Source organism: Afipia sp. GAS231, assembly GCF_900103365.1.
In the GTDB taxonomy this organism is placed as follows: Bacteria; Pseudomonadota; Alphaproteobacteria; order Rhizobiales; family Xanthobacteraceae; genus Bradyrhizobium.
On record NZ_LT629703.1, the window covers coordinates 6,168,699 to 6,191,232 of the forward strand.

Below are 22,534 nucleotides of genomic sequence, written 5' to 3' on the forward strand. Positions count from 1 at the left end.
AGGTCATCATCACGCGGTCAGGACGACCGGGGTGAACGCCTGCAGCTTCGCGATCGCCTGCCAGTCCCAGGCGATGCCGAGGCCCGGTTCGGAAGACGGTTTGGCCCGCCCGCCTTCGATGGTCAGGCGGCTGGTGGTGATGTCGTCGAGCTGCGGAATCCATTCCACCCAGGCCGCGTTCGGCACCGCCGCGCACAGCGAGACGTGCAACTCCATCAGGAAGTGCGGGCAGATCGGAACGTTGAAGGTTTCGGCAAGGTGCGCCACCTTGAGCCACGGCGTGATGCCGCCGATCCGCGCGACGTCGGCCTGCACGATGGCGCAGGCGTGGCGCTGCAGATATTCCCTGAAATGGCTAGGGTGATAGATCGACTCTCCGACCGCGATCGGCAGCGAGGTCGATGCCGCCAGGCGAATATGTCCGCCGAGGTCTTCGGCGGGGAGCGGCTCCTCGAACCAGGCGAGGTCGAGCGGCTCGTACTGGCGGGCCCGGCGGATCGCTTCGCCGACCGTGAAGGCCTGGTTGGCGTCGACCATGATCTCGAAACCGGGGCCGACCGCCTCGCGCACCGCCGTCAGGCGCGCGATGTCCTCGCTGACATGGGGACGGCCGACCTTGATCTTGGCGCCGCCAAAACCCTGCGCGCGCACCGACAGCGCGTCATCGACCAGCGCCTGCGGTTCGACATGCAGCCAGCCGCCCTCGGTGGAATAGACCGGCACCGAGGCTTGCGCGCCGCCGGCTTCCTTCCACAACGGACGACCCGCGGCGAGGCATTTGACGTCCCACAATGCCGTATCGATCGCGGCAAGCGCGAGTGCGGTGATGGCGCCAACGGCCGTTGCGTGGGTTGAGAAGAACAGCGACTTCCAGATCGCCTCGATGTCGAGCGGATCGCGGCCGAGCAGCCGGGGCGCGAGATGATCCCGCAGCAGCGCCACCACCGACGAACCTCCGGTACCGATCGTATAGGAATAGCCGGTGCCGACGATGCCGTCGCTGGTGTGGATGCGCACCATCGGCGTTTCCTGCGTGGCGAACGACTGGATCGCGTCGGTGCGGACCGCCTTTGGCACAAGATCGACCTGCAGGACTTCGACACGCACGATCTTGGCCATGGTTTTTCCTTGTTCGTTGGGGCAAGCGCCGCAGACAGCATGTCGCCGGACGCGCCCGATATCAAGACGGTGGGATCAGGAAGGCGCCCCTGTGGATAGCAGCGCCACGACCTCGGCTGCCGTCGGCATCGAGGGCGCCGCGCCCATCCGCTGTACGCAGATCGATGCCGCGGCATTGGCGTAAGCGATCGCGTCGCGGATCGCCGCGCCGCCGGCGAGCTGGCTTGCGAGCGCGCCGACAAAACAATCGCCGGCGCCGGTGGTGTCCACCGCCTTCACGGCGTAGCCGGCGATGAGCGACGCCTCGCCATCAATCAGCGCCAGCACGCCGCGCTTGCCGAGCGTCACGCAGATGATTCTGCCGCCGCCTAGCAGGCCGCTTGCTGCTTCCACGAAGCGGGCGGGATCGTCGCTGTCACGCAGCTCCGTATGGGTAAGAAATCCGAGCTCGGTCTCGTTGAGGACCAGGATATCGACGAGATCGAGCACATCCTTGTCGAACAGGATCGCCGGTGCGGGATTGAGAATCGTGGTCGCACCCGCCGCCCGTGCGCGTCGGAAGAATGCGCGGATCGTCGCCTGCGGAATCTCGAACTGGCTGACGGCGACGTCGCCTTTCGCCGGCACAGGCGCGGTGACGTCTTCGGCGCTGACCAGTGCATTGGCGCCGGGCACGACCACGATCGTATTGTCGGCCTCTGCAACGGTGATGATGGCCGTTCCGGTGTGGGCCTCGGCGGTGTCCTTGACGTATGCAAGGTCGACCGCCTGTGCGGCGAGAAAGGTCCGCAGTTGCTGGCCGAAGGCGTCGGTCCCGAGCCGGCCGATCAGCGTGGTCGGCGCGCCGAGCTTGGCGGATGCCACCGCCTGGTTGGCGCCTTTGCCGCCGGGGAAATAATGCACGGCGTTGCCGGCGACGGTCTCGCCGATCTTCGGATGCCGGTCGGCGGTCGCCACCACATCCATGTTGATGCTGCCGGCGACGAAGACGCGCCCCATGCTATCTCCGTCTCATCGGGTCATACGGTGGCCGGGAACGCCATCTTGACCACTTCGATGTCTTGCAGCGTCGGCAAGCCAGCCTCGTTGCCGAGGCGCTGAATCTTGAACGTCGATGCGGCGCGCGCGAATACGAAATGGTCGTGCCAGCTTTTGCCGGGATTGGCGAGGTAGGAATAGACATAGGCGCCGTGGAAGACATCGCCGGCGCCGTTGGTGTCGATCACGCGCTCGCGCGGTATAGGCAGCGCCGGCAAGGTATGGACCGCGCCGGTCTCGTCGTACCAGAGCAGGCCCTTTTCGCCGAGCGTGATGCCGCCGACCCGGCAACCCCGGCTCTTGAGATAATCCAGCATCTCCTCCGGCGTCTTCTCCATCTGCTCGCACAGCCGTTCGGCGACGATCGCGATGTCGATGAATTCCAGCAGTTCATGGGTATTGGCACGCAGGCCGCCGCCGTCGAGCGAGGTCAGAATGCCGGCCTCGCGACACAGTTTGGCATAATGGATGGCGGCGTCGGGCTGGTGGCCGTCAATATGCAGGGCACGGCAACCCCTGAGGTTGAGGATCGGAAAAGGGTGGATGTGCTCGTCGTCGCGGCAGCGGACGATGGCGCGCTTGCCGTCCTTCGGCATGATGAAGGACAGCGAGGAGGCGTTGACCTTGCGCGGGTGGATCGAGATGCCGTATTTCGCGCTCATGTCCTGGAACATGCGCCCCAACCAGTCATTGGCGACGGTCGCGATCAGGTCGGGCACGATGCCGAGTTTCGCACAGCAGAACGCGGCGGTGACGGCGTTGCCGCCAAACGAAACCGCGTAGGCGGAAGCCACATGCTTTTCGTCGCCGGTCGGCATGTGGTCGGTGATGAAGGTAACGTCGATATAGGTCTGTCCGATGAAGAGGGCCTGCATTCGTTTTCCGTCATGTACTGCAGCGGTTTGGGCTGAAGGTTGTTGGGCCCGGCGCGGTTACATTAGCACCGGATATCGGATGGTTTCGCTGAAAATATTCGCATCGCTGCCGTGTTTGCAGCTTGAGATGCGAATATGAGGGGACTACGACCTTCCCAAGGCTGCATATCACGGCAGCATATAACGGCTAGACACTTTCCGGGTTTCCCGGGCGGTGCGACAAAATGGGAGCAACTGTGCTGAAGTAGACCGGTGATCGGCTGGCCTCAAGGCTGGCGCGAGGCGCGCCCCCGCCTTCGGCGGCTTACGGCCTTGACGCCGTCCGCTCCCCGGTCTGTTGGCTAGGCATGCGCTCGGTCTAGGACCGAGCGCGGTGAAGTGCGCTCGCTCAATTCAGTGCGTAACGGCTGGGATCCCATTTCTGCCGGCGTGCGATCATTGTGTTGAGGATGATGATCAGCTTTCGCATGCAGGCGACGAGCGCAACCTTCGGCTCCTTCCCCTTGGCAAGTAGCCGTTGATAGTAGGCCTTGAAGACAGGATTGTTCTGTGTGGCCGCGCCGAGGCACGGCATGTAGAGGGCGTTTCGGACCCAACGGCGGCCGCCCTTGATGTGGCGTTCGCCGCGGCGCTTTCCGCTATCATCGTCATAAGGGGCAACGCCTAACAACGCCGCGGCGATCTCGTCGCTCACTTGCCCAAGCTCCGGCATTCCAGCAATGAGGTTCGCTGAGCTCGTTTCGGCAAAGCCCGGCACGCTCTCGACGATCTCGGCGCGTTCGGCAAGATGAGGTGTGGCCCTGACCTGGGCCGAGATCGCGACTTCGAGCTTGGCAATTTCCCCGAGCAAGCTCTTCAAGATACGGGTCCGCGCTTTCCGAGCCTGTCCTGGTGCAGCATGCTCGTTTTGAGCTTCCAGTCGTATCTTGAGATCGACCAGATTGAGACGAGCTTTCACCAGCGCCTGCAGCTCTTCGCGCGCGGCATCGTGCACTTGGCCCGGCGCCTCGCTGAACGTCTCTGCGAACCAAGCGATCATCTCTGCATCAATCGTATCGTTCTTGGCCAGGCGTCCGGCCGACTGCGCAAAGCTGCGGACTCGCTTGGGGTCGACGATCCGTACGGCGATGCCGGCCAGGCGGAGCACCTTCCCCCAATCGCGCTCATAGCCGCCGCTGGCCTCCATCACCGCCCTGTTCACCTTGTGCTTGCGAAGCCAGGCAACCAGCTTGCGATGACCCTGGGCAGTGCTCGGATACGTCTGCCGCAGCGCCAACTCGCGAATGCACGCATCGACCTTGTCCTTTGCTACATCGATGCCGACGACAACGAGACCATTTTGTGCCATCATCCACTCCCTTCCTTGCTCGGTACGGGCTCAACGGCCCTTGCAACTGTTCGGGTTGAGGAAGACACCGGAGCTGTCCCTCGCTCTCATACAGGCTCTGCCGCTTTGGGGCGTTACGGGCTCAGTTCCAGCAACGGGCGGTTCCGCCCGTTCGCACATTCTGCCAGTTTTTGCCGACACAAGGGGGCTTTCTCGGTGATTACCGGTCTCGATCACGTCGTCGTTCTCACCAGCGATATCGATGCGGCCAGCGCAACCTACCAGACGCTGTTCGCGCGGGCGCCGGCCTGGCAGAACAGCGGCGACGGCGCGGAGCGCGTGCTGTTCACGCTCGACAACATGTCGCTGGAATTGATGGCGCCCTCCGGCGCGGACGCCAACGCGGATCGAATCCGCAGCGTTCTGGCGGCCCAGGGCGAGGGGCTGGCGAGCCTTTGTTTTCGCACCAACGACATCGCCAAGCTGCACCGCCGGCTCGATCGGCTGACCTTGAAGCCCGAGCCGGTTGCCGAGGTCGAAAGCCGTGACGCGCTCTCGGAGGCTGTGCTGTCGTGGAAGCGGACTCGCACGGCCTCGGACGCCACGCGCGGCATCCGGCTGTTCTATCTTCAACTCGCCAGCGAGCGTCCGCGCTCGGCGCCGACGGCGACCGGGCCGATTACCGCAATGGACCATGTCGTGGTGTCGACGCCGGATCCCGAGCGCGCCGCAGCCCTCTATGGCGCGCGGCTCGGGCTCGACATGGCGCTCGACCGCTCGCATCCGGACTGGGGCCGGCTGATGTTCTTCCGCTGCGGCGACCTCATCGTCGAGGTCACGCACCGGCCGGCCAAGCCCGCGGACCCGCCGCGGGACATCCAGCACGACCGGCTCAGCGGCATCTGCTGGCGCGTCGCCGACATCGATGCCACCCATGCGCGGCTGGCCGAGGCCGGCGTCGACGTCTCCGAAGTCCGCACCGGCCGCAAGCCAGGCACGCGGGTGATGACGGTGCGCTCAGGCACCTGCGGGGTCCCGACGCTCCTGGTGCAGCCGTCGGCGGGGAAGGCGGCCGACTGACTCAGCCGTATCGGCCGTCATTGCGAGGAGCGCCAGCGACGAAGCAATCCACACTTCCTTTGTGGCCTCTGGATTGCTTCGCTTCGCTCGCAATGACGAGGAGGGGACGCAGATCATTCTCAAACCCCGTCGTGCATGCTACAGACGATCCCGTGACACCATCGAGCACCTGATTTGGCAAAGGCAAAACCGGCTTTGAAATGGCAGCGCGACCCCGAGGGCATGCGGATCCGCATTCTCGAGGCCGCCAAGCAGGAATTTGCCGCCCACGGCCTGGCCGGTGCGCGCGTCGACCGCATCGCGGCCAATGCCGACGCCAACAAGCGCATGCTGTATTACCATGTCGGCAACAAGGAAGACCTCTACCTCGCGGTGCTGGAGGCAGCCTACGACAAGATCCGTTCCGAGGAGCGCGGCCTCGATCTCGAACATCTCGATCCGCCCGAGGCGATCGAACGGCTGATCGACTTCACCTGGAACTATTTTCTCCGCAATCCCGAATTCCTGGCGCTGCTCAACACCGAAAATCTGGCGAAAGCCCGCCATCTGAAGCGCTCGACCAAGGTCAAGTCGATGCACTCGCCGTTCGTCGAGATGATCCGCACCGTGGTGACGCGCGGCGTCGAAAGCGGCGACTTCCGCGTCGCGGTCGATCCGGTGCAGTTGTACATCTCGATCGCCGGGCTGTGCTTCTTCTATCTCTCCAACAGCGCCACGCTCTCGGTGATCTTCGGCCGCGACCTCCTGAAGAAGCAGGCGAGGGACGAGCGCCTCGCCCACATGGTGGCGCTCGTGCTGGCGGCGCTGACGGGAAAATCGACCGCGGATTTCGGCAAGGCCGAGGTCGCGAAATTGCGGGCGCCCGCGCACCAGCCGGTGTAGGCAACCTCCAACGTCGTCCCTGCCTAGTGCGCAATTGCGCACGGGCGCAGGGACCCATAACCACCGGCCGTTGTTGCGAAGGCCGCTGAGGCCACAGACCTCCTGATAGGCCGCGGCGTATGGGTCCCTGCGTTCGCAGGGACGACGGTAATGGAGTGACGAGAGGCCCCAAATTGTCACACCGAAACCCACTTGCCAGTATTTATCCAACGGGTTAATTTCTCCCCGAAAAGAAAACCAGCCGGGGAGTGAGACGTGGCCGAGGCGAAGGCGCCCAGCATTGTATCCAGAGCGCTGAACGCAGCGTGGATACGGCCGTTTCTGTTCCTGATTTTCATCGTGGTGGCCTGGGATCTGACGATCCGGCTGTTCCACATTCCGGCCTATCAGATCCCGTCGCCGGGCGACGTGCTGGCGGTGCTGTGGACCGACTGGCCGGAACTGCTGCGGCAGGCCTGGCCCACCACTTACGCCACCATCTGCGGCTTTGCGCTGTCGGCGTTGTTCGGCATTCCCGTGGCGATGTTGATCGCCGGATCGAAGACGGTGGAGAGCTACGTCTATCCGCTGCTGGTGTTCTCGCAATCGGTGCCGAAGATCGCGATCGCGCCGCTGTTCGTGGTCTGGTTCGGCTTCGGCATCATCCCGAAGGTGATCTCGGCGTTCCTGCTCGGGTTCTTCCCGGTCGTGGTCTCGGCCGTGCAGGGTTTTAAATCGGTCGACCCTGACATGGTCGATCTGGCGCGCGCCATGCAGGGCAGCCGCTTCCAGGTGTTTCGCGCCGTTAACCTGCCGCATGCGATGCCGGCGATTTTCTCCGGCCTCAAGGTCTCGGTGACGCTGGCTGTCGTCGGCGCCGTGGTCGGCGAGTTCGTCGGCTCCAATTCCGGCATCGGCTATGTGCTGCAGCGTTCGATCGGCACCTTCGATTTGCCGACGATGTTCGCGGCGCTCGTGATTTTGGCGCTGCTCGGCGTGGTGCTGTTCTGGATCGTCGACCGCATCGAAAAGCTCGTGATCCCCTGGCATGTCAGCCAGCGCGAGGACATCATTTTCGCTTCTTAGGAAAGCCAAACGGAAAACGACAACAGACGATCTGATCGTCATTGCGAGCGCAGCGAAGCAATCCATGCTTGCCGCAAAAAGGAAGATGGATTGCTTCGTCGCTGACGCTCCTCGCAATGACGGGGAAAGGGAGGAAAACATGTTACGAATGATAGGTGCGATTACGACCGCCTTGATCTGGGCCGCGCTTTCAACGGTTCCGGCTTCTGCCGCCGACAAGGTCGTGCTGATGCTGAACTGGTACGTCTATGGCGAGCACGCGCCGTTCTATTACGGCAAGGCCAAGGGCATCTATGCCGCCGAAGGCATCGACCTCGAAATCCAGGAAGGTCGCGGTTCGGCAGCGACGACGCAGGCGGTGGCGGCCAAGACCGCCGATTTCGGCTATGTCGACGTCCCCACCATGATGCGCGCGGCAGTGAAGGGTGCGCCGATCGTGGCCGCCGGCGTGCTGCTGCAGACCAGCCCGATGTCGGCGATGGGTTTCGTCGAGAAGAACATCAAAAAACCCGAAGACATCAAGGGCAAGACGGTCGCGATCACGCCGGCCGATTCCATGACCCAAATCTGGCCGCTGTTCCTGAAGAAGACCGGGCTGAAGGAAAGCGATTTTACCACGGTGGCCGGCGACGGCCAGACCAAGCTGAATGCCGTCATCAACGGTCAGGCTGATCTCCTGCTGGGCTACGTCATGGACCAGTCGATGAAGATCAAGGACGCCACCGGCAAGGACGTCTATCCGATCAAGTTCGCCGACTACGGCATCAACATGGTCTCGTCGGGCGTCGTCGCCAACACCGATTACGTCAAGGCCAACGCCGACCTCGTCAAGCGCTTCATGTCGGCCACCACCAAGGCGGTCGAAGCCGCCGAGAAGGATCCGAAGGCCGCGGCACAGTCGATCCTTGATGCCAACCCGAAGGGCGGCAAGATCGAAACGCTGACGCAAGGCTTTGAACTGACGATCCCGCTATACCGGACACCGGAAACCAAGGCCAAGCGGCCGTTCGAAGTCACCGACCAGAACATGACCGACACGGTCAACCTGATGGTCGAATATGGCGGGCTCGACGCCAAGGCCAAGGACAATCCGAAGGCGTTTTATACCAACGATTATCTGCCGAAGGGCGGCTCGTGAGGCTTCTCGTCATTGCGAGCGAAGCGAAGCAATCCATCGCGCCAGGAAGAAAGCATGGATTGCTTCGTCGCTACGCTCCTCGCAATGACGAGTTACCATCGTTGCTCGCGAATGGACTCTGAATGAACCCCGCAACCAAACCAACCGAAGCCTCTCAACCTGCGGCGCATCTGCGCCTGGTGTCTGATCGCGCCGCCGGCGCGGCGCCGGGGATTACGCTTTCGGGCGTGTCCAAGACCTATCGCTCGCGCGACGGCGACGTGCCGTCGCTGAAGCCGCTGGATTTTCACATCAACGAGGGCGAGTTCTTTGTCGTGGTCGGCCCGTCCGGCTGCGGCAAGTCCACGCTGCTGAAGATGATCTCGGGGCTGCTGGCGCCATCGACCGGCGAAATCCTGGTCGACGGCGAACCGGTGACGAAGCCGCACGGCAATGTCGGCATCGTGTTCCAGAACGCATTGCTGCTGCCATGGCGCAACATCCTGTCTAACGTGATGCTGCCGATCGACATGAAGAAGCTGCCGCGCCAGGAATATCTGCTGCGCGCCAAGGCGCTGCTGAAACTGGTCGGGCTCGAAGGGTTTGAGAAGAAACTGCCGTGGCAGTTGTCCGGCGGCATGCAGCAGCGCGCCTCGATCTGCCGCGCGCTGGTACATGATCCCAAGATCATGCTGATGGACGAGCCGTTCGGCGCGCTCGACGCCATGACGCGCGAGAAGATGAACGTCGAACTGATGCGGATTCAGCGCGAGACCGGCAAGACGGTGCTCTTGATTACGCATTCGATCCCCGAAGCCGTGTTCCTAGCCGACCGCGTGCTGGTCATGACCGAGCGTCCCGGCGCGATCGCCGCGATCTACGATGTGCCGCTGCCGCGTCCGCGTTCGCTGGATTCGATGGCGGACCCCGCCTTCACCAAACTGGTGCAGCGCATTCGAAAGCATTTCTTCACCCAAAGCCCGCTGGACTGAGAGCTGGCCCGATGCCGTATCGCCTGACCGTGCGAGACATTTCGTTGTTTGAGCGTTCGGTCACGTTTGCCCGGCCGTTCCGGTTCGGCGCGGTCGTCGTCAACGCGACGCCGCAGATGTTCGTGCGCGTCGAGATCGACGTGGAAGGCAAGGGCAGGGCTGTCGGCGCCAGCGCCGAATTTCTGGTGCCGAAATGGTTCGACAAGCGGCCGCATCTGTCACCCGAGGAAACGGTGACCGAACTGCGGCGCTCGCTGCTGATCGCGCGGGATCTTTATCTGGCGCAATCCGGCTTCGAGACCGCATTCGGGCTGCACGCGGCTTGTATCGCGGCACAGGTCGCGGCCTGCGCCAAGGAGGACATTCCGCCGCTGGCGGCGGCCTACGGCCCGGCGGAAATCGACAAGGCGATCCTCGACGCGCTGCTGCGCGCTGTCGGCGCCAATTTCTTCGACGGCATGGCGGCCAATATCGCTGGCGTCGATGCGCGGTTGTCGCGCGATCTCGGCAATGATGACGTCGCACAGTTCCTGTCAGGACGAAAACGCCTGGATCGTGTCGCGATCCGACACACGGTCGGCATGGACGACATCGTCGAAGGCGAGGGCGGCGTCGCCGATATCAGCGAGAACGCTGGAGCGCGTTACTTCAAGCTCAAGCTCAATGGCGACCCCGACGCAGACGCCGAACGCCTGATCCGTATCGGCAGGGAGCTGCTGAAGCTCGGATATGACTACGGTGTCACCCTCGACGCCAATGAGCAATATTCCGATCTGGCAGCGCTTGGCCTGTTGGTCGATCGGCTTGATCGCGGCAGCGCACTGAAGCCGATTGCGTCAAAACTTCTCTATATCGAGCAGCCGATGCCGCGCGATATCACCCGGGCCTCACCGCTCGGCGCGCTCGCCCGCCGCGACTTCATCATCGACGAGGCCGACGATTCCTACGATGCTTTCCCGGCCGCCCGTGCGCTCGGCTATCGCGGTATCTCGTCGAAATCCTGCAAGGGCATCTACAAGTCGGTGATCAACGCCACCCGCGCGGCCAAATGGAGCGCGGCCGGCCAAAGATGCTTGATCGCCGGCGAGGACCTGACCTGCCAGGCGGGACTGGCCGTGCAGCAGGATCTGGCGCTCGGTGCGCTGATCGGCGTCACCCATGCCGAGCGCAACGGTCACCATTATGTCGACGGCTTTGGCGATACGCCGGCCGCAGAGGCCGACGCGTTTCTCACGGCGCATCCGGACCTCTATGCAAAAGACGGCCACAAGGTCCGTCTCGCCATTCACGACGGCGATCTCCTGACGGGATCGCTGACGACACCAGGCTTTGCCTCTGCCGTGCATCCGGACTGGTCCGCGATGCCGCCGCTGACGCAGCCGACAGCCAGAATATCTTTGGAGAACGCAGTATGACGACCAAACGCCTCGGCCTGATCATGAACGGCGTGACCGGCCGCATGGGGCTCAACCAGCATCTGATCCGCTCCATCATCGCGATCCGCGATTCCGGCGGCGTGGTGCTCGCCAACGGCGACCGCATGCTGCCCGATCCGATCCTGATCGGCCGCGATGCCGACAAGGTCGAGCGCCTCGCCAAGCAGTACAATGTGGCGCGCTGGTCGACCGACCTCGACAAGGCACTCGCAAACAAGGACGACACGATCTTCTTTGACGCCGCCACCACGCAGGCGCGGCCGACGCTGCTGACGAAAGCGATCGAGGCCGGCAAGCACGTCTATTGCGAGAAGCCGATCGCCACCAATCTGGACGAAGCCGTCGCGGTGCTGCGGCTCGCCAATGCCAAGGGCGTCAAGCACGGCACGGTGCAGGACAAGCTGTTCCTGCCCGGCCTGAAGAAGCTCGCTTTCCTGCGCGATAGCGGCTTCTTCGGCCGCATGCTCTCGGTGCGCGGCGAGTTCGGCTACTGGGTGTTCGAGGGCGGCTGGCAGGAGGCGCAGCGACCGTCATGGAATTACCGCAGCGAGGACGGCGGCGGCATCATCCTCGACATGGTCTGCCACTGGCGCTACGTGCTCGACAACCTGTTCGGCGAAGTCGAAAGCGTGAGCTGCACCGGCACCACGGATATCCCCGAGCGCTTCGACGAGAAGAACAAGAAGTACACCGCGACCGCCGATGACTCCGCCTACGCCACCTTCCGTCTCAAGGGTGGCGTGATCGCGCATATCAACATGAGCTGGGTGACGCGGGTCTATCGCGACGATCTCGTCACCTTCCAGGTCGACGGCACCCACGGCTCGGCGGTGGCCGGGCTCACCGAGTGCATGATCCAGGCCCGGCAGGCCACGCCGCGGCCGGTCTGGAATCCGGACGAGAAGCGCACCCACGATTTCTACGCCGACTGGCAGAAGCTGCCGGAGAACGTCACCTATGACAACGGCTTCAAGGAGCAGTGGGAGATGTTCATCCGCCACGTCTGTGAAGACGCGCCGTATAAATACACGCTGCTGGAAGGCGCCAAGGGCGTGCAACTCGCCGAATGCGCGCTGCAGAGCTGGCGCGAACGGCGCTGGATCGACGTCGCCCCGATCAAGGTGTGAGGACAAGACCATGAACAAGCCGGTCATGCCGCAATCGTCACTGTCCGTGAAGCTGCCGACCGCCGGAGGCCAGATCGAGACCTACCGTCTGGCGGCGTCGCGGACGTTTCCGGCCAAGCTCGAAGGCACGCTGAACCGCGTGGCGTTTTCTGCCGCCCATACCGTGGTCGATCCGCTGGCGGATTGTGATCCGTGGCTGACATCGGCCGTCGACTGGGACCGGACCATTGCGTTTCGCGAGCATGTCTGGGACCTCGGCCTCGGCGTCGCCGAAGCCATGGACACCGCGCAGCGCGGCATGGGGCTGGACTGGCCGACCTCGCTGGAACTGATCCAGCGCTCGGTGCGGGCGGCGAAGGCGAGGGGTGGTGCGCTGGTGTTTTCCGGCGCCGGCACCGACCATCTCGCGGTGGAGGACGCCAGGGGCCTCGATGACGTGATCCGCGCCTATGAGGAGCAGATCGCGGCCGTTGAGAAAGCCGGCGGCCGCATCATCCTGATGGCCTCGCGGGCGCTGGCAAAACTCGGCCGCAGCGCCGATGATTACGCCAAGGTCTATAATCGCGTGCTGTCGCAGGTTCGCGAGCCCGTGATCATCCACTGGCTCGGCGACATGTTCGATCCCGCGCTGAAGAATTACTGGGGCACCGCGAGCCTCGATACCGCGATGGACATCGCGGTCGGCATCATCAACGCCAACGCCGCCAAGGTCGATGGCGTCAAAGTCTCGCTGCTCGACAAGCAGCGCGAGATCGACATGCGCCGGCGGCTCGATGAGAACGTCAAGATGTATACCGGCGACGACTTCAACTATGCCGAACTGATCGCCGGCGACGACAAGGGTTTTTCGCACGCGCTGCTCGGTATCTTCGACGCCATCGCGCCGGCGGCCTCCTATGCGCTGTCGCTGCTGGCTGCCGGGGACGAAGCCGGTTTCCACGATGTGCTCGGGCCGACGGTGCCGTTGTCGCGGCATATCTTCAAGGCGCCGACGCGGTTCTACAAGACCGGTATCGTGTTCATGGCCTATCTCAACGGCCACCAGGACCACTTCACCATGGTGGGCGGGCAGGAGAGCACGCGCTCGACGCTGCATCTGGCCGAACTGTTCCGGCTAGCCGACAAGGCCGGGCTATTGTCCAATCCGGAACTGGCGACGCGGCGCATGAAGACCGTGATGGCCACGCGCGGCGTCGAGCCGTGATGCGGGATTTTTCTGGGGATCATCGCTGGCTGTCGCTGAACACGGCTACGGTCCGCAAGCAGGGCGATCTGGTTGCCATCATCGACGCCTGCGCGCGGCACGGTATCCGCGCCATCGATCCCTGGCGCGACCAGGTCGCCGCCGTCGGTCTCGACCGTGCGGTCAAGGCGGTGCGTGACGCCGGGCTTGAATTATCCGGTTATTGCCGCGGCGGCATGTTCGTCGCCGATGCGGCGCACCGGATCGAAGCGCGCGACGACAACCGCCGCGCCATCGATGAGGCCAGTGCGCTGGGCGCGCCCTGTGTCGTACTTGTTGTCGGCGGCCTGCCGCAATATTCGCGGCCGGGAAGCGTGGCTTCCAGGGACATCGCGGGCGCGCGGACGCAGGTCCACGACGGCATCGCCGAGATGCTCGACTACGCCAAGGCCGCCAACATGCCGCTCGCGATCGAGCCGCTGCATCCGGCCTATGCCGCTGACCGTGCCTGCATCAACACGACCAAGCAGGCGCTGGATCTCTGCGATGCGCTGGATCCTGCGCGCAGCGGTATGCTCGGCGTCGCGCTCGACGTCTATCACATCTGGTGGGATCCGGACGTGCTGCCGCAGATCGCGCGGGCCGGCAAGGAGCGGTTGCTGGCGTTTCACGTCTGCGACTGGCTGGTGCCGACCAAGGATATCCTCAACGACCGCGGCATGATGGGTGACGGCGTCATCGACATCAAATCGGTCCGCGCTGCGGTCGAGGCGCAGGGCTTTGCCGGCTATTCGGAGATCGAAATCTTCTCGAATGACTGGTGGAGCAAGCCGATGGACGAGGTTTTGAAGATTTGCATCGAGCGGCACCGGACGGTGGTCTGACGGCACGCGATCGAGACGGTGTATCAGGTTCGTTCAACGTCGCGCGTGGCTGTGCCAATGATGGGCGATGTTGTCTCGCAATTGTATGGCGCGAGCCCGCGCACTCGAATTTTCGGGTTCCAGATTTAACTTTTTTCGGGGGTATTCAGCTTAACAAAGGGTTATCATTGTGCGCCCGCCAGCTACGGCGTTAGTGGTTTCGTAAGGATGATTTTTCCTTAACGAAGAGCGTCAACATGAAACTTCTTTACGCGATTGCAGCTCTCGCCCTTCTGTCCACCTCCGCCTCGGCCGAAGGATGGGACGTCGTTGAGCGATGCACCTACAGCAAGTTCTTCGGCAGGGTGTGCACCACATCCTATCGCGAGTTGCCTCCGCGCAACCTCGCCCAGGAACAGGAAGACGAGAAAGCAACGCGCGCCTCGATCGAGAAATGGGAAGCGTATTGCAAGCCGACGCGCAACATCGACAGTGAAGGCGTTGGCCGTCTGGTCTACGCTCACAAGGGTTGCGAGTTTGGTCGCAGCGAGTAGTCAGATCTGTCGCGCCGCGCGTCTTGTGCGGCGTGCGTGAATGAATTTCGACATATATCGCGTGAGTTCGCGCCGCGGCTTTGTGGCGGTGCGATGGCTAAATTTCTAACGAAAAAATTGCACAGCGGTTAGTTACGCTGCTTTACCGCGCCTCAACGCCTGTCCGTCATTGCTGATGGGCAGGCTCATTTCATGAGGCAACCAACATGCGTATCGTCCTTGCGGTCTCGATTGTCATCGCCTCGATCTCGTCGGCGTCGGCCCAGTTTGCGATGGATCACGGGCACGCCGCAGATGCGGTCAAGGCCGCCTATGACAGGCAGGCCGCGGCTGACGCCAGGGCGTCGGCCATTCGGAGCGGTACTCCGCTTCTCCCCAGCCAAAACACCGACTTCGCCGTCGGCGGCCGCACAACCATCCAGGTCGTGCGGCGAACGGAGGAGGAGCTCAAGGCCGACCAGCTGGCGGAAGCCGAATGGAGCGCGCGTTGCAAGCCGAGCGTTGAGGAAGATGGCGACGGCATACGCCGGACCAGATATGCGGCGAAGGATTGCGACCTCGACCGCTTCAACACCGCCGGAAACTAAAGACGATCCAGTCCGATCGGACGCGCACCTGCGCCGTCCGCGGTTCAATCCAGCGATCCCGGCGGCGGTCGTGCCGATCCGCCGGCTGGGAGCATGACGCTATTTCTTGTTGCCGTAGCCAGACTGCACGCCTCCGACGCCCTTCTGACTCGGTGCCGCGGCGATCGCCTTGATCTTGTCCTTCTTCGGCTTTTTCTTTTCCCGATTGCTCTTTTGCTCGCCCTTGGCCATGCCGGTCCCTCCCTGCGGTTGATGTTGTCCGGTGTCTTGGAAGGCATCGAACCATGCAAAGGTAACAACCTGGCGCGTAATGGAAAGAGCCGGTTGAGCCAAAGCGGATTTAATTTCAACCGGTTGGGCTTGCCGTGTCGTAAGGTCGCCCGGCGATTCTCCCCGCTACCAGGTCGATCAAGCCCACCGGACCATGATGGTGGCGTGTTCGCGCGGTTCAGTGGATTTGGAACAGGCAAAGCGAGCATCCGATGAGCGAACGACTGGACACGCTGAAGAAGGCAAGGGAGCGCATGGTCGAGGAACGTGACGCGCATGCGAAGGTTCTCGCGGCCCCGTTTGATCGCGACAAGGCGGAACGGGCGCGCGCCAAGTTCGTGGAGACGCAAGCGTTGATCGATGCGATCGACCGCGCCATCGCCGGCGACCAGCCTGGCGCTTAGTCCAATCCGCTGATTTCCGCCCGCAGCCTCAGCCGGTCTGGCACGGCACGCTCAGGAATCCGCGGAAACGAACCCGGCCGCCGCGTACCGGTTCGCCGCTGAGCGCGTAGTTCGGAAATCGTGCCAGGAAACGCGAGATCGCGATCGCGCCTTCGAGCCGCGCCAGCGCCATACCGGCGCATTGATGCGCGCCGGTGCCGAAAGCGAGATGCCGGTTCGGCGTGCGGCCGATGTCGAGATTTTCGGGATCGGCGAACTGAGCTGGATCGCGATTGGCGGCGCCGATACACAGCGTGATCGGCGTGCCCGCCGGCATCGCGACGCCGCCGAGTTCGATCGGCTCAACCGTCATGCGGTTGCCGAGCTGATTGGAGCTTTCGAACCGCAGCATCTCCTCGACGGCGGTCTTGATCAGCGCCGGATTGTCGATCAGCCGCTGCTTTTCGGACGGATGGCCCAGCAGCGCCACCAGCCCGTTGCCGATCAGGTTGGTGGTGGTCTCATGGCCGGCGTTGAGCAGGAAAATGCAGTTGTGCAGCAATTCCTTTTCCGTCAGCCGCTCGCCATTGTCCTCTCCCTGGATCAGCCGCGTCAGCACGTCGCGCTCGGGATTGCCGGGTTTGGCGCGGCGGCGCGCCACCAGACCTTCGAGATAGGCGAGGAAATCCTTCACCGCCTTGTTGCCGCGCGCAAATACATCCGGTGCGACGACCGGCTCCAGCGCGCCCAGAATGGCCAGCGACCAGTCGCGCAGCGGCTCGCGCTCGTCCTGGGGCACGTCGAGCAGATTGCCGATCACCTCGATCGGGATCGCCGCGGCGAAGTCGTCGATCAGGTCGACTTTCCCTTTGATTGCGAGGCCATCAAGCAGCCGGTCGACCAGGGCAATCAGGTCAGGCTCCATGCCTGATATCGCGCGCGGCGACAGCGCGCCCATGATCAGCCGCCGCACGCGGGTGTGGGCGGGGGGATCGTTGAAGACCAGGCTGGTGGTGTGGTGCTCGTAGAGCAGGGAGGCGCCGTATTTGGGCGCAAATTCCTTCTTCTTGTCCGAAGAGAATACCTTGGTGTTCTTGTAGGCCGCGACCAGATCGTCATAGCGGGTCAGGAACCAGCAACCGTTCGGCAACCGCTTGACCGGCTCGTGTTCCCGCAACGCGCGATAGGTCGGGTAGGGGTTGGCGTAGAAATCCGGCGTCAGTTTCTCGAGGTCGAACGTGTCAGCCAGTTCGCGTGCATCCGGATTCATGGCGCGTCATGCTCATTGTGAATGGTTGCGCGACGGTCTCGAATTAGTCGCATGTGCAACTATCTTAAATCCCGCGCCGACGCCGGGGTCAAGGCATCCGTGGTCGTCGGGATTAGTGCGATTCCAGCCGATTTGACCGAAACAGCCGCTTCGCACTGCAATAAATCCTTGACATCAGGCGTGGTGAGTGATTACTCACGCGCCCATGTCTACCCTTCGCATGACAAGTGATTTGCGGCGTCAGTTGATATTGAGCGCTGCCAAGCGCTGCTTTGCCCGCAATGGCTTTGCTGGAACCACCACCAAAAGCGTGGCGGCGGCGGCGGCCATCTCGGAAGGCCTGCTGTTCAAGCATTTCCCCTCCAAGGCCGCGCTCTATGCGGAGATCCTGGCGGAAGAATGCGAGGCCGACCCGGATCTGGCGCATCTGCTCGGTCAGGAGCCGTCGACCGGAACCCTGGTCGAACTGGTCAAAGGCATGGTCGGCCACTTCATGCACATCTCGGACGGCGCGGACGAAGAGGAAGCGCAGCGCATCCGGTTGATGACGACGAGCCACCTCGATGACGGCGAGTTCGCGCGGCTTCTGTACAGCAAGGTCGGAGACCTGATCGGGCCGGTGTTCACCGCATCGATCGAACGCGCGATTGCGGCCGGCGACGCGGCGCAGATCGGCAACGAACCGCTCAACCTGTTCTGGTTCGCCCACCACACCGTGTTGATGGCTGCGCTGACGCGGCTTCCGGCGGTGCCCTGTCTTTCCTACGGCAATGCCGCCGACGTCGAGCGTCAGCTTTGCCAATTCATCCTTCGCGGCATCGGGCTTAACGAGGCCGCAATTGTTTCCCATCTGGACTGCGAGCTGTCGCCGAATTCGGGACAATCGGTAACTGCAGAAAGTGCATGACATGAATATCGTGACTGAACCGAAACTGTCGGGTAAGCCAATCAGCGAGGTGCGCAAGCGTCCGGTCCGGATGGTGCGCTGGTTCATCATCGTCGGGCTGGCGCTGGCGATCCTTGTCGGCGGCCTCGTCTGGTTCAACTATTTCCGCGGCAAGATGATCGCGCAGTTCTTCGCCACCATGAAGCCGCCGCCGGCGAGCGTGAACATTGCGACTGCAGCGACCGAGGTGATTCCAAATCTCTTGACCGCGGTCGGCGATCTCGCGGCCGTGCATCAGGTCAACGTCACCTCCGACGTCAATGGCCGTATCACCGACATCATGTTCACCCCCGGCTCCAGCGTGAAGGCGGGTACGCCGCTGCTGCAACTGTTCGATGGCCCCGACCAGGGCGATCTCGCGAACTTCAAGGCGCAGGCGACAGTGGCACAGCTCTCGCTCGATCGCGCCAAGCAACTGGCCTCGCGCCAGTTCGGGCCGCAGGCGACGGTTGATACGGCGCAGGCCGCGTTCGACCAGGCCAATGCCGGCATCGCCAAGACCGAAGCCATCATTTCGCAGAAGCTGGTGCGGGCGCCGTTCGACGGCGAGCTCGGCGTGCGCAAGGTCGAGGTCGGACAATATCTGACGGCGGGGACCCAGATCGTCTCGTTGACCGATCTGTCCGTGCTCTATGCCAACTTCACCGTGACCGAAAAGGACTCCGCCGCGCTCAAGGTCGATCAGGTCGTCCGCATCGCGGTCGATGCCTATCCGGGCCGCCGCTTCGAGGGCAAGATCACGACGATCGAGCCGCAGATCGCCACCGATACGCGCAACATCCGCGTGCAAGCGACGATCGCCAATCCGGACCGCATCCTCAAGCCCGGCATGTTCGCGACCACCACGGTGGTGCTGCCGGACAAGCCGGCGGTCGTCACCGTTCCCGAAACCTCGGTCGACTACACGCTCTATGGTGACTCCGTCTACTTGATCACCGAGAAGAAGGAAGACGACGGCAAGGGCAACCCGGAAGGCAAGACCAGCCTGACGGCGGTGCGTACCTTCGTGAAGGCCGGCAACCGTATCAACGGTCGTGCTGAAATCCTCACAGGATTGAAGCCGGGAGACCGCGTCGTCGCCGTCGGCCAGCTCAAGTTGCAGTCCGGCGCGGCGGTTGCGATCTCGACCGACCCGACGCCGCCGATTCCGGCGACACCGCCGCGTTACTAGGATTGCGCGCTACTTGAAGGCCCTCACGGGCCGCATGCAGATGAAAAGCGGGCAGCGGTTTCCTGCGGGAGACCGCGCCCAATTGCCGAACTTACCGGGATAAATCGCGATGGCTATAACCGATATCTTCATCAAACGCCCGGTTCTCTCGGTCGTGGTCAGCCTGCTGATCCTCCTGATCGGTCTGCGGGCAGCGGCCGTGCTGCCGATCCGGCAATATCCGAAACTGTCGAACACGGTGGTCAACGTCACGACCGTGTATCCCGGCGCGTCCGCGGATCTGATCCAGGGCTTCATCACCACGCCGATCGAGCAGGCGGTGGCATCGGCCGAAGGCGTCGACTACATCACGTCGTCGTCGGTGCTCGGCACCAGCACGATCCAGGTCTACGTCAAGCTGAATTTCGATCCGAACCAGGCGTTGACCGAAGTTCTCGCCAAGGTGAACTCGGTCAAATATCTGATCCCGAAGGAATCCAACGACCCGATCGTGACCAAGACAACGGGCCAGACCACGGCCGTGATGTATCTCGGCTTCTCCAGCGAGGAATTATCCGGTTCAGCAATCTCGGATTACCTGACGCGCGTCGTGCAGCCCGTGCTGTCGACGGTGGACGGCGTTGCCTCCGCCGACATTCTCGGCGGCCAGACGTTCGCGATGCGACTGTGGCTCGATCCGGTCAAGATGGCCGGCCGCGGCGTGTCGCCGAATGACGTCCAGGCCGCTATCATCGCCAACAACTTCCAGGCCGCCGCTGGACAGGCCAAGGGCTATCTCATCGTCTCCAACATTTCGACCAACACCGACCTGCGCAACATCGACCAGTTCAAGAAGATGATCGTCAAGTCGAAGGACGGCGGTTTCGTTCGCGTAGAGGACATCGCCGAGGTCGAACTTGCCGCGCAAAGCTCGGACGCCAGCGTTGCCTTTAATGGCGAGCACGCGATCTTCATCGGTGTGCAGGCGACCCCGCAAGGCAACCCGCTGACCCTGGTCAAGGGCGTGCGCGCGCTATTCCCGGAGCTCGAGCGCAACCTGCCGCCGTCGATGAAGATGAAGGTGGCCTACGATTCCACCAAGTTCATTCAATCGTCGATCGACGAGGTGGAGAAGACGCTCGGCGAAGCCGTGCTGATCGTGGTCGTGGTGATCTTCCTGTTCCTGGCCTCGTTCCGCTCGGTCATTATTCCCGTGGTCACGATTCCGTTGTCGCTGATCGGCGTCTGCAGCCTCATGCTGGTGATGGGCTTCAGCTTCAATCTGCTGACGCTGCTGGCGATGGTGCTGGCGATCGGCCTCGTGGTCGACGACGCCATCGTGGTGGTGGAGAACATTCATCGCCATCTGGAAGAGGGTAAATCGCCGGTGCAGGCGTCGCTGCAAGGCGCGCGCGAAATCGTTGGTCCCGTCATCTCGATGACGATCACGCTGGCGGCCGTTTATGCGCCGATCGGCTTCCTTGGTGGGCTGACTGGATCGCTGTTCCGCGAATTCGCCTTTACGCTCGCCGGCTCGGTGATCGTGTCCGGCGTGATCGCGCTGACGCTGTCGCCGATGATGTGCTCGGTCTTCCTCACCAACGCGGAAGAGGGACGGTTCGCCAAACTGGTCAACAGGGTGTTCGGCGCGATGACGCACTGGTACGGCCGCCAGCTCGACCGTTCGCTCGATTACCGTCCGATCACCGGATTGTTCGCAGTGGCCATTATCGGGCTCGTCGGCTTCTTGTGGATGCATACGCCTGCCGAACTGGCTCCCGAAGAAGACCAAGGTATCGTATTCGCGGTGACCAAGGCGCCGAAATACGCCAACATCGACTATGTCGACTTCTACGGCGAGAAGCTCGACAAGATGTTCGCCAAATTCCCGGAAACGGACCTGCGCTTCGTGCTGAACGGCATCAACGGCCCGCAGGGCGGTATCGCCGGCATGCTGCTGAAGCCGTGGGACGAGCGTACGCGCTCGTCGATCAAGCTGAAGCCGCTGGTGCAGGCGGAGCTCTCCAAGATCGAAGGCGTCCAGGCGTTCGCGTTCAACCTGCCGGCACTGCCGGGCGGCCCGGGGGGCCTGCCGGTGCAGATGGTGATCAACTCGACCGTCGGTTTCCAGGCCGTCTACGAACAGATGAACAAGCTGAAGGCGGCCGCGCGCAAGAGCGGCATGTTCATCGTCTCCGACAGCGACCTCGATTTCAACCAACCGACGGTGAAGGTCAAAATTGACCGTTCGAAAGCCAGCGACCTCGGCATCAACATGCAGCAGGTCGCCGGTACGCTGCAGACGCTGCTGGGCGGCAACTACACCAACCGGTTCAATCTCGAGGGACGTTCCTACCAGGTGATCCCGCAGGTGCCGCGCGGCATGCGGCTGTCGGCGGAAGCGCTCGGCGGTTATTACGTCCCGACCAACACCGGGAACCTGGTGCCGCTGTCGACCATCGTCTCGATCGAGACCACCACCGAGCCGAATTCGCTGACGCACTACAACCAGCTCAACTCCGCGACCTTCTCGGCGGTGCCGATGCCCGGTGTGACCGTCGGCCAGGCGGTTGCCTTCCTCGAAGGCGAGGCGAAAAACCTGCCGGCGGGCTTCAGCCACGATTACCTGGCCGACTCCCGGCAGTATGTGCAGGAAGGCAATCAGCTCGTGATCACGCTCGGCTTCGCGGTCATCATCATTTTCCTGGTGCTGGCGGCGCAGTTCGAAAGCCTGCGCGACCCGCTGGTGATCATGGTCAGCGTTCCCATGGCGATGGTCGGCGCGCTGATCCCGCTGTTCTTCGGTCTCGCGACGATGAACATCTACACCCAGGTAGGCCTGCTGACGCTGGTCGGCCTGATCAGCAAGCACGGCATCCTGATGGTCGAATTCGCCAATGAGCTGCAGCTCAACGAAGGACTCGACCGGCGCTCGGCCATTGAAATGGCGGCCCGTATCCGGCTTCGGCCGATCCTGATGACGACGGCGGCGATGGTGACCGGTCTGCTGCCGCTCTTGACCGCCTCCGGCGCGGGCGCTGCGAGCCGGTTCTCGATCGGTCTCGTCGTCGTAGCCGGTATGTCGATCGGCACGCTGTTCACGCTGTTCGTGCTGCCCGCGGTCTATGTCGCGATCGCCACCGATCACCGCGCCAATGCGGACTCCGACCGCACCCGGGAGATCGCGGACTTCGATCTCGGCCGCGGGGTGCTCAAGCCGACCTGAGGTTGGTCTGAGGTCAAGGATCAAGTCAGGCGGTAACGGCAAAA

Annotated in this window: 21 protein-coding genes; 15 read left to right on the forward strand and 6 right to left on the reverse strand. The window is 63.0% G+C overall.

The annotated features are described in order from the left end of the window. Positions 1–9: 9 nt before the first annotated feature. From BLS26_RS29095 to BLS26_RS29110, 4 genes are all read right to left on the reverse strand, one after another. Entirely contained in the window at positions 10–1,119 is a 1,110-nt protein-coding gene (locus BLS26_RS29095) for a mandelate racemase/muconate lactonizing enzyme family protein (RefSeq protein WP_092515939.1), read from the reverse strand. Between the two features lie 75 nt (positions 1,120–1,194). After that, positions 1,195–2,118 (reverse strand): ribokinase, encoded by a 924-nt coding sequence (locus tag BLS26_RS29100; protein ID WP_092515940.1) that lies wholly within the window; start codon positions 2,116–2,118, stop codon positions 1,195–1,197. 20 nt (positions 2,119–2,138) lie between these two features. Next, on the reverse strand, positions 2,139–3,032 hold the full coding sequence (locus tag BLS26_RS29105) for a sugar kinase (RefSeq protein WP_092515941.1): 894 nt from the start codon (positions 3,030–3,032) through the stop codon (positions 2,139–2,141). Between the two features lie 388 nt (positions 3,033–3,420). Beyond that, positions 3,421–4,308, reverse strand: a complete 888-nt coding sequence (locus tag BLS26_RS29110; protein ID WP_244541724.1) for an IS110 family transposase — start codon at positions 4,306–4,308, stop codon at positions 3,421–3,423. A gap of 267 nt (positions 4,309–4,575) precedes the next feature. Between BLS26_RS29110 and BLS26_RS29115 the strand changes: the two genes are divergently transcribed. The 11 genes from BLS26_RS29115 (at position 4,576) to BLS26_RS29165 (ending at position 15,245) form a co-directional block, all read left to right on the forward strand. Further along, positions 4,576–5,439 carry a VOC family protein gene (locus tag BLS26_RS29115; protein ID WP_092515942.1) on the forward strand — a complete coding sequence of 288 codons (864 nt, stop codon included), beginning with the start codon at positions 4,576–4,578 and terminating at the stop codon, positions 5,437–5,439. Positions 5,440–5,613: 174 nt separating this feature from the next. Beyond that, positions 5,614–6,321: a TetR/AcrR family transcriptional regulator gene (locus tag BLS26_RS29120; RefSeq protein WP_172804725.1), complete on the forward strand. Its 708-nt coding sequence runs from the start codon at positions 5,614–5,616 to the stop codon at positions 6,319–6,321. Positions 6,322–6,576: 255 nt separating this feature from the next. Then, a complete protein-coding gene (locus BLS26_RS29125) occupies positions 6,577–7,386 on the forward strand; it encodes an ABC transporter permease (protein ID WP_092515944.1) in 810 nt (269 codons plus the stop codon). 139 nt (positions 7,387–7,525) lie between these two features. Next, positions 7,526–8,524 (forward strand): ABC transporter substrate-binding protein, encoded by a 999-nt coding sequence (locus BLS26_RS29130; RefSeq protein WP_092515945.1) that lies wholly within the window; start codon positions 7,526–7,528, stop codon positions 8,522–8,524. A 122-nt stretch (positions 8,525–8,646) separates the two neighbouring features. Next, positions 8,647–9,495 (forward strand): ABC transporter ATP-binding protein, encoded by an 849-nt coding sequence (locus BLS26_RS29135; RefSeq protein WP_092515946.1) that lies wholly within the window; start codon positions 8,647–8,649, stop codon positions 9,493–9,495. Between the two features lie 11 nt (positions 9,496–9,506). Further along, positions 9,507–10,910 carry a hypothetical protein gene (locus BLS26_RS29140; protein WP_092515947.1) on the forward strand — a complete coding sequence of 468 codons (1,404 nt, stop codon included), beginning with the start codon at positions 9,507–9,509 and terminating at the stop codon, positions 10,908–10,910. Next, positions 10,907–12,058, forward strand: a complete 1,152-nt coding sequence (locus BLS26_RS29145) for a Gfo/Idh/MocA family protein (RefSeq protein WP_092515948.1) — start codon at positions 10,907–10,909, stop codon at positions 12,056–12,058. The genes BLS26_RS29140 and BLS26_RS29145 overlap by 4 nt, the downstream gene beginning before the upstream one ends. A 10-nt stretch (positions 12,059–12,068) precedes the next feature. Continuing rightward, positions 12,069–13,262: a dihydrodipicolinate synthase family protein gene (locus tag BLS26_RS29150; protein WP_092515949.1), complete on the forward strand. Its 1,194-nt coding sequence runs from the start codon at positions 12,069–12,071 to the stop codon at positions 13,260–13,262. Then, positions 13,262–14,125 carry a sugar phosphate isomerase/epimerase gene (locus tag BLS26_RS29155; protein WP_092515950.1) on the forward strand — a complete coding sequence of 288 codons (864 nt, stop codon included), beginning with the start codon at positions 13,262–13,264 and terminating at the stop codon, positions 14,123–14,125. The genes BLS26_RS29150 and BLS26_RS29155 overlap by 1 nt, the downstream gene beginning before the upstream one ends. A gap of 236 nt (positions 14,126–14,361) precedes the next feature. Then, positions 14,362–14,658, forward strand: a complete 297-nt coding sequence (locus tag BLS26_RS29160; RefSeq protein ID WP_092515951.1) for a hypothetical protein — start codon at positions 14,362–14,364, stop codon at positions 14,656–14,658. Positions 14,659–14,864: 206 nt separating this feature from the next. Beyond that, on the forward strand, positions 14,865–15,245 hold the full coding sequence (locus tag BLS26_RS29165) for a hypothetical protein (RefSeq protein ID WP_092515952.1): 381 nt from the start codon (positions 14,865–14,867) through the stop codon (positions 15,243–15,245). Positions 15,246–15,344: 99 nt separating this feature from the next. Here BLS26_RS29165 and BLS26_RS37100 read toward each other — a convergent pair whose 3' ends face one another. After that, complete coding sequence (locus tag BLS26_RS37100; RefSeq protein WP_256385888.1) at positions 15,345–15,476, reverse strand: hypothetical protein; 132 nt, start codon at positions 15,474–15,476, stop codon at positions 15,345–15,347. A 251-nt stretch (positions 15,477–15,727) separates the two neighbouring features. Here BLS26_RS37100 and BLS26_RS29170 point away from each other — a divergent pair, with 251 nt between their 5' ends. Continuing rightward, on the forward strand, positions 15,728–15,919 hold the full coding sequence (locus tag BLS26_RS29170; RefSeq protein ID WP_092515953.1) for a hypothetical protein: 192 nt from the start codon (positions 15,728–15,730) through the stop codon (positions 15,917–15,919). A gap of 28 nt (positions 15,920–15,947) precedes the next feature. Here BLS26_RS29170 and BLS26_RS29175 read toward each other — a convergent pair whose 3' ends face one another. Continuing rightward, positions 15,948–17,168, reverse strand: coding sequence for a cytochrome P450 (locus tag BLS26_RS29175; protein ID WP_092515954.1), 1,221 nt, complete (start codon positions 17,166–17,168; stop codon positions 15,948–15,950). Between the two features lie 205 nt (positions 17,169–17,373). Between BLS26_RS29175 and BLS26_RS29180 the strand changes: the two genes are divergently transcribed. The 3 genes from BLS26_RS29180 to BLS26_RS29190 all read left to right on the forward strand — a co-directional run bounded on the left by BLS26_RS29180 (position 17,374) and on the right by BLS26_RS29190 (position 22,490). Continuing rightward, the gene (locus BLS26_RS29180) at positions 17,374–18,075 is read left to right on the forward strand and encodes a TetR/AcrR family transcriptional regulator (protein WP_092515955.1); all 702 of its coding nucleotides are present in this window, start codon (positions 17,374–17,376) and stop codon (positions 18,073–18,075) included. A 1-nt stretch (position 18,076) separates the two neighbouring features. After that, positions 18,077–19,285 (forward strand): efflux RND transporter periplasmic adaptor subunit, encoded by a 1,209-nt coding sequence (locus BLS26_RS29185; protein ID WP_092515956.1) that lies wholly within the window; start codon positions 18,077–18,079, stop codon positions 19,283–19,285. A gap of 109 nt (positions 19,286–19,394) precedes the next feature. After that, entirely contained in the window at positions 19,395–22,490 is a 3,096-nt protein-coding gene (locus BLS26_RS29190; protein WP_092515957.1) for a multidrug efflux RND transporter permease subunit, read from the forward strand. Positions 22,491–22,534 lie beyond the last annotated feature (44 nt).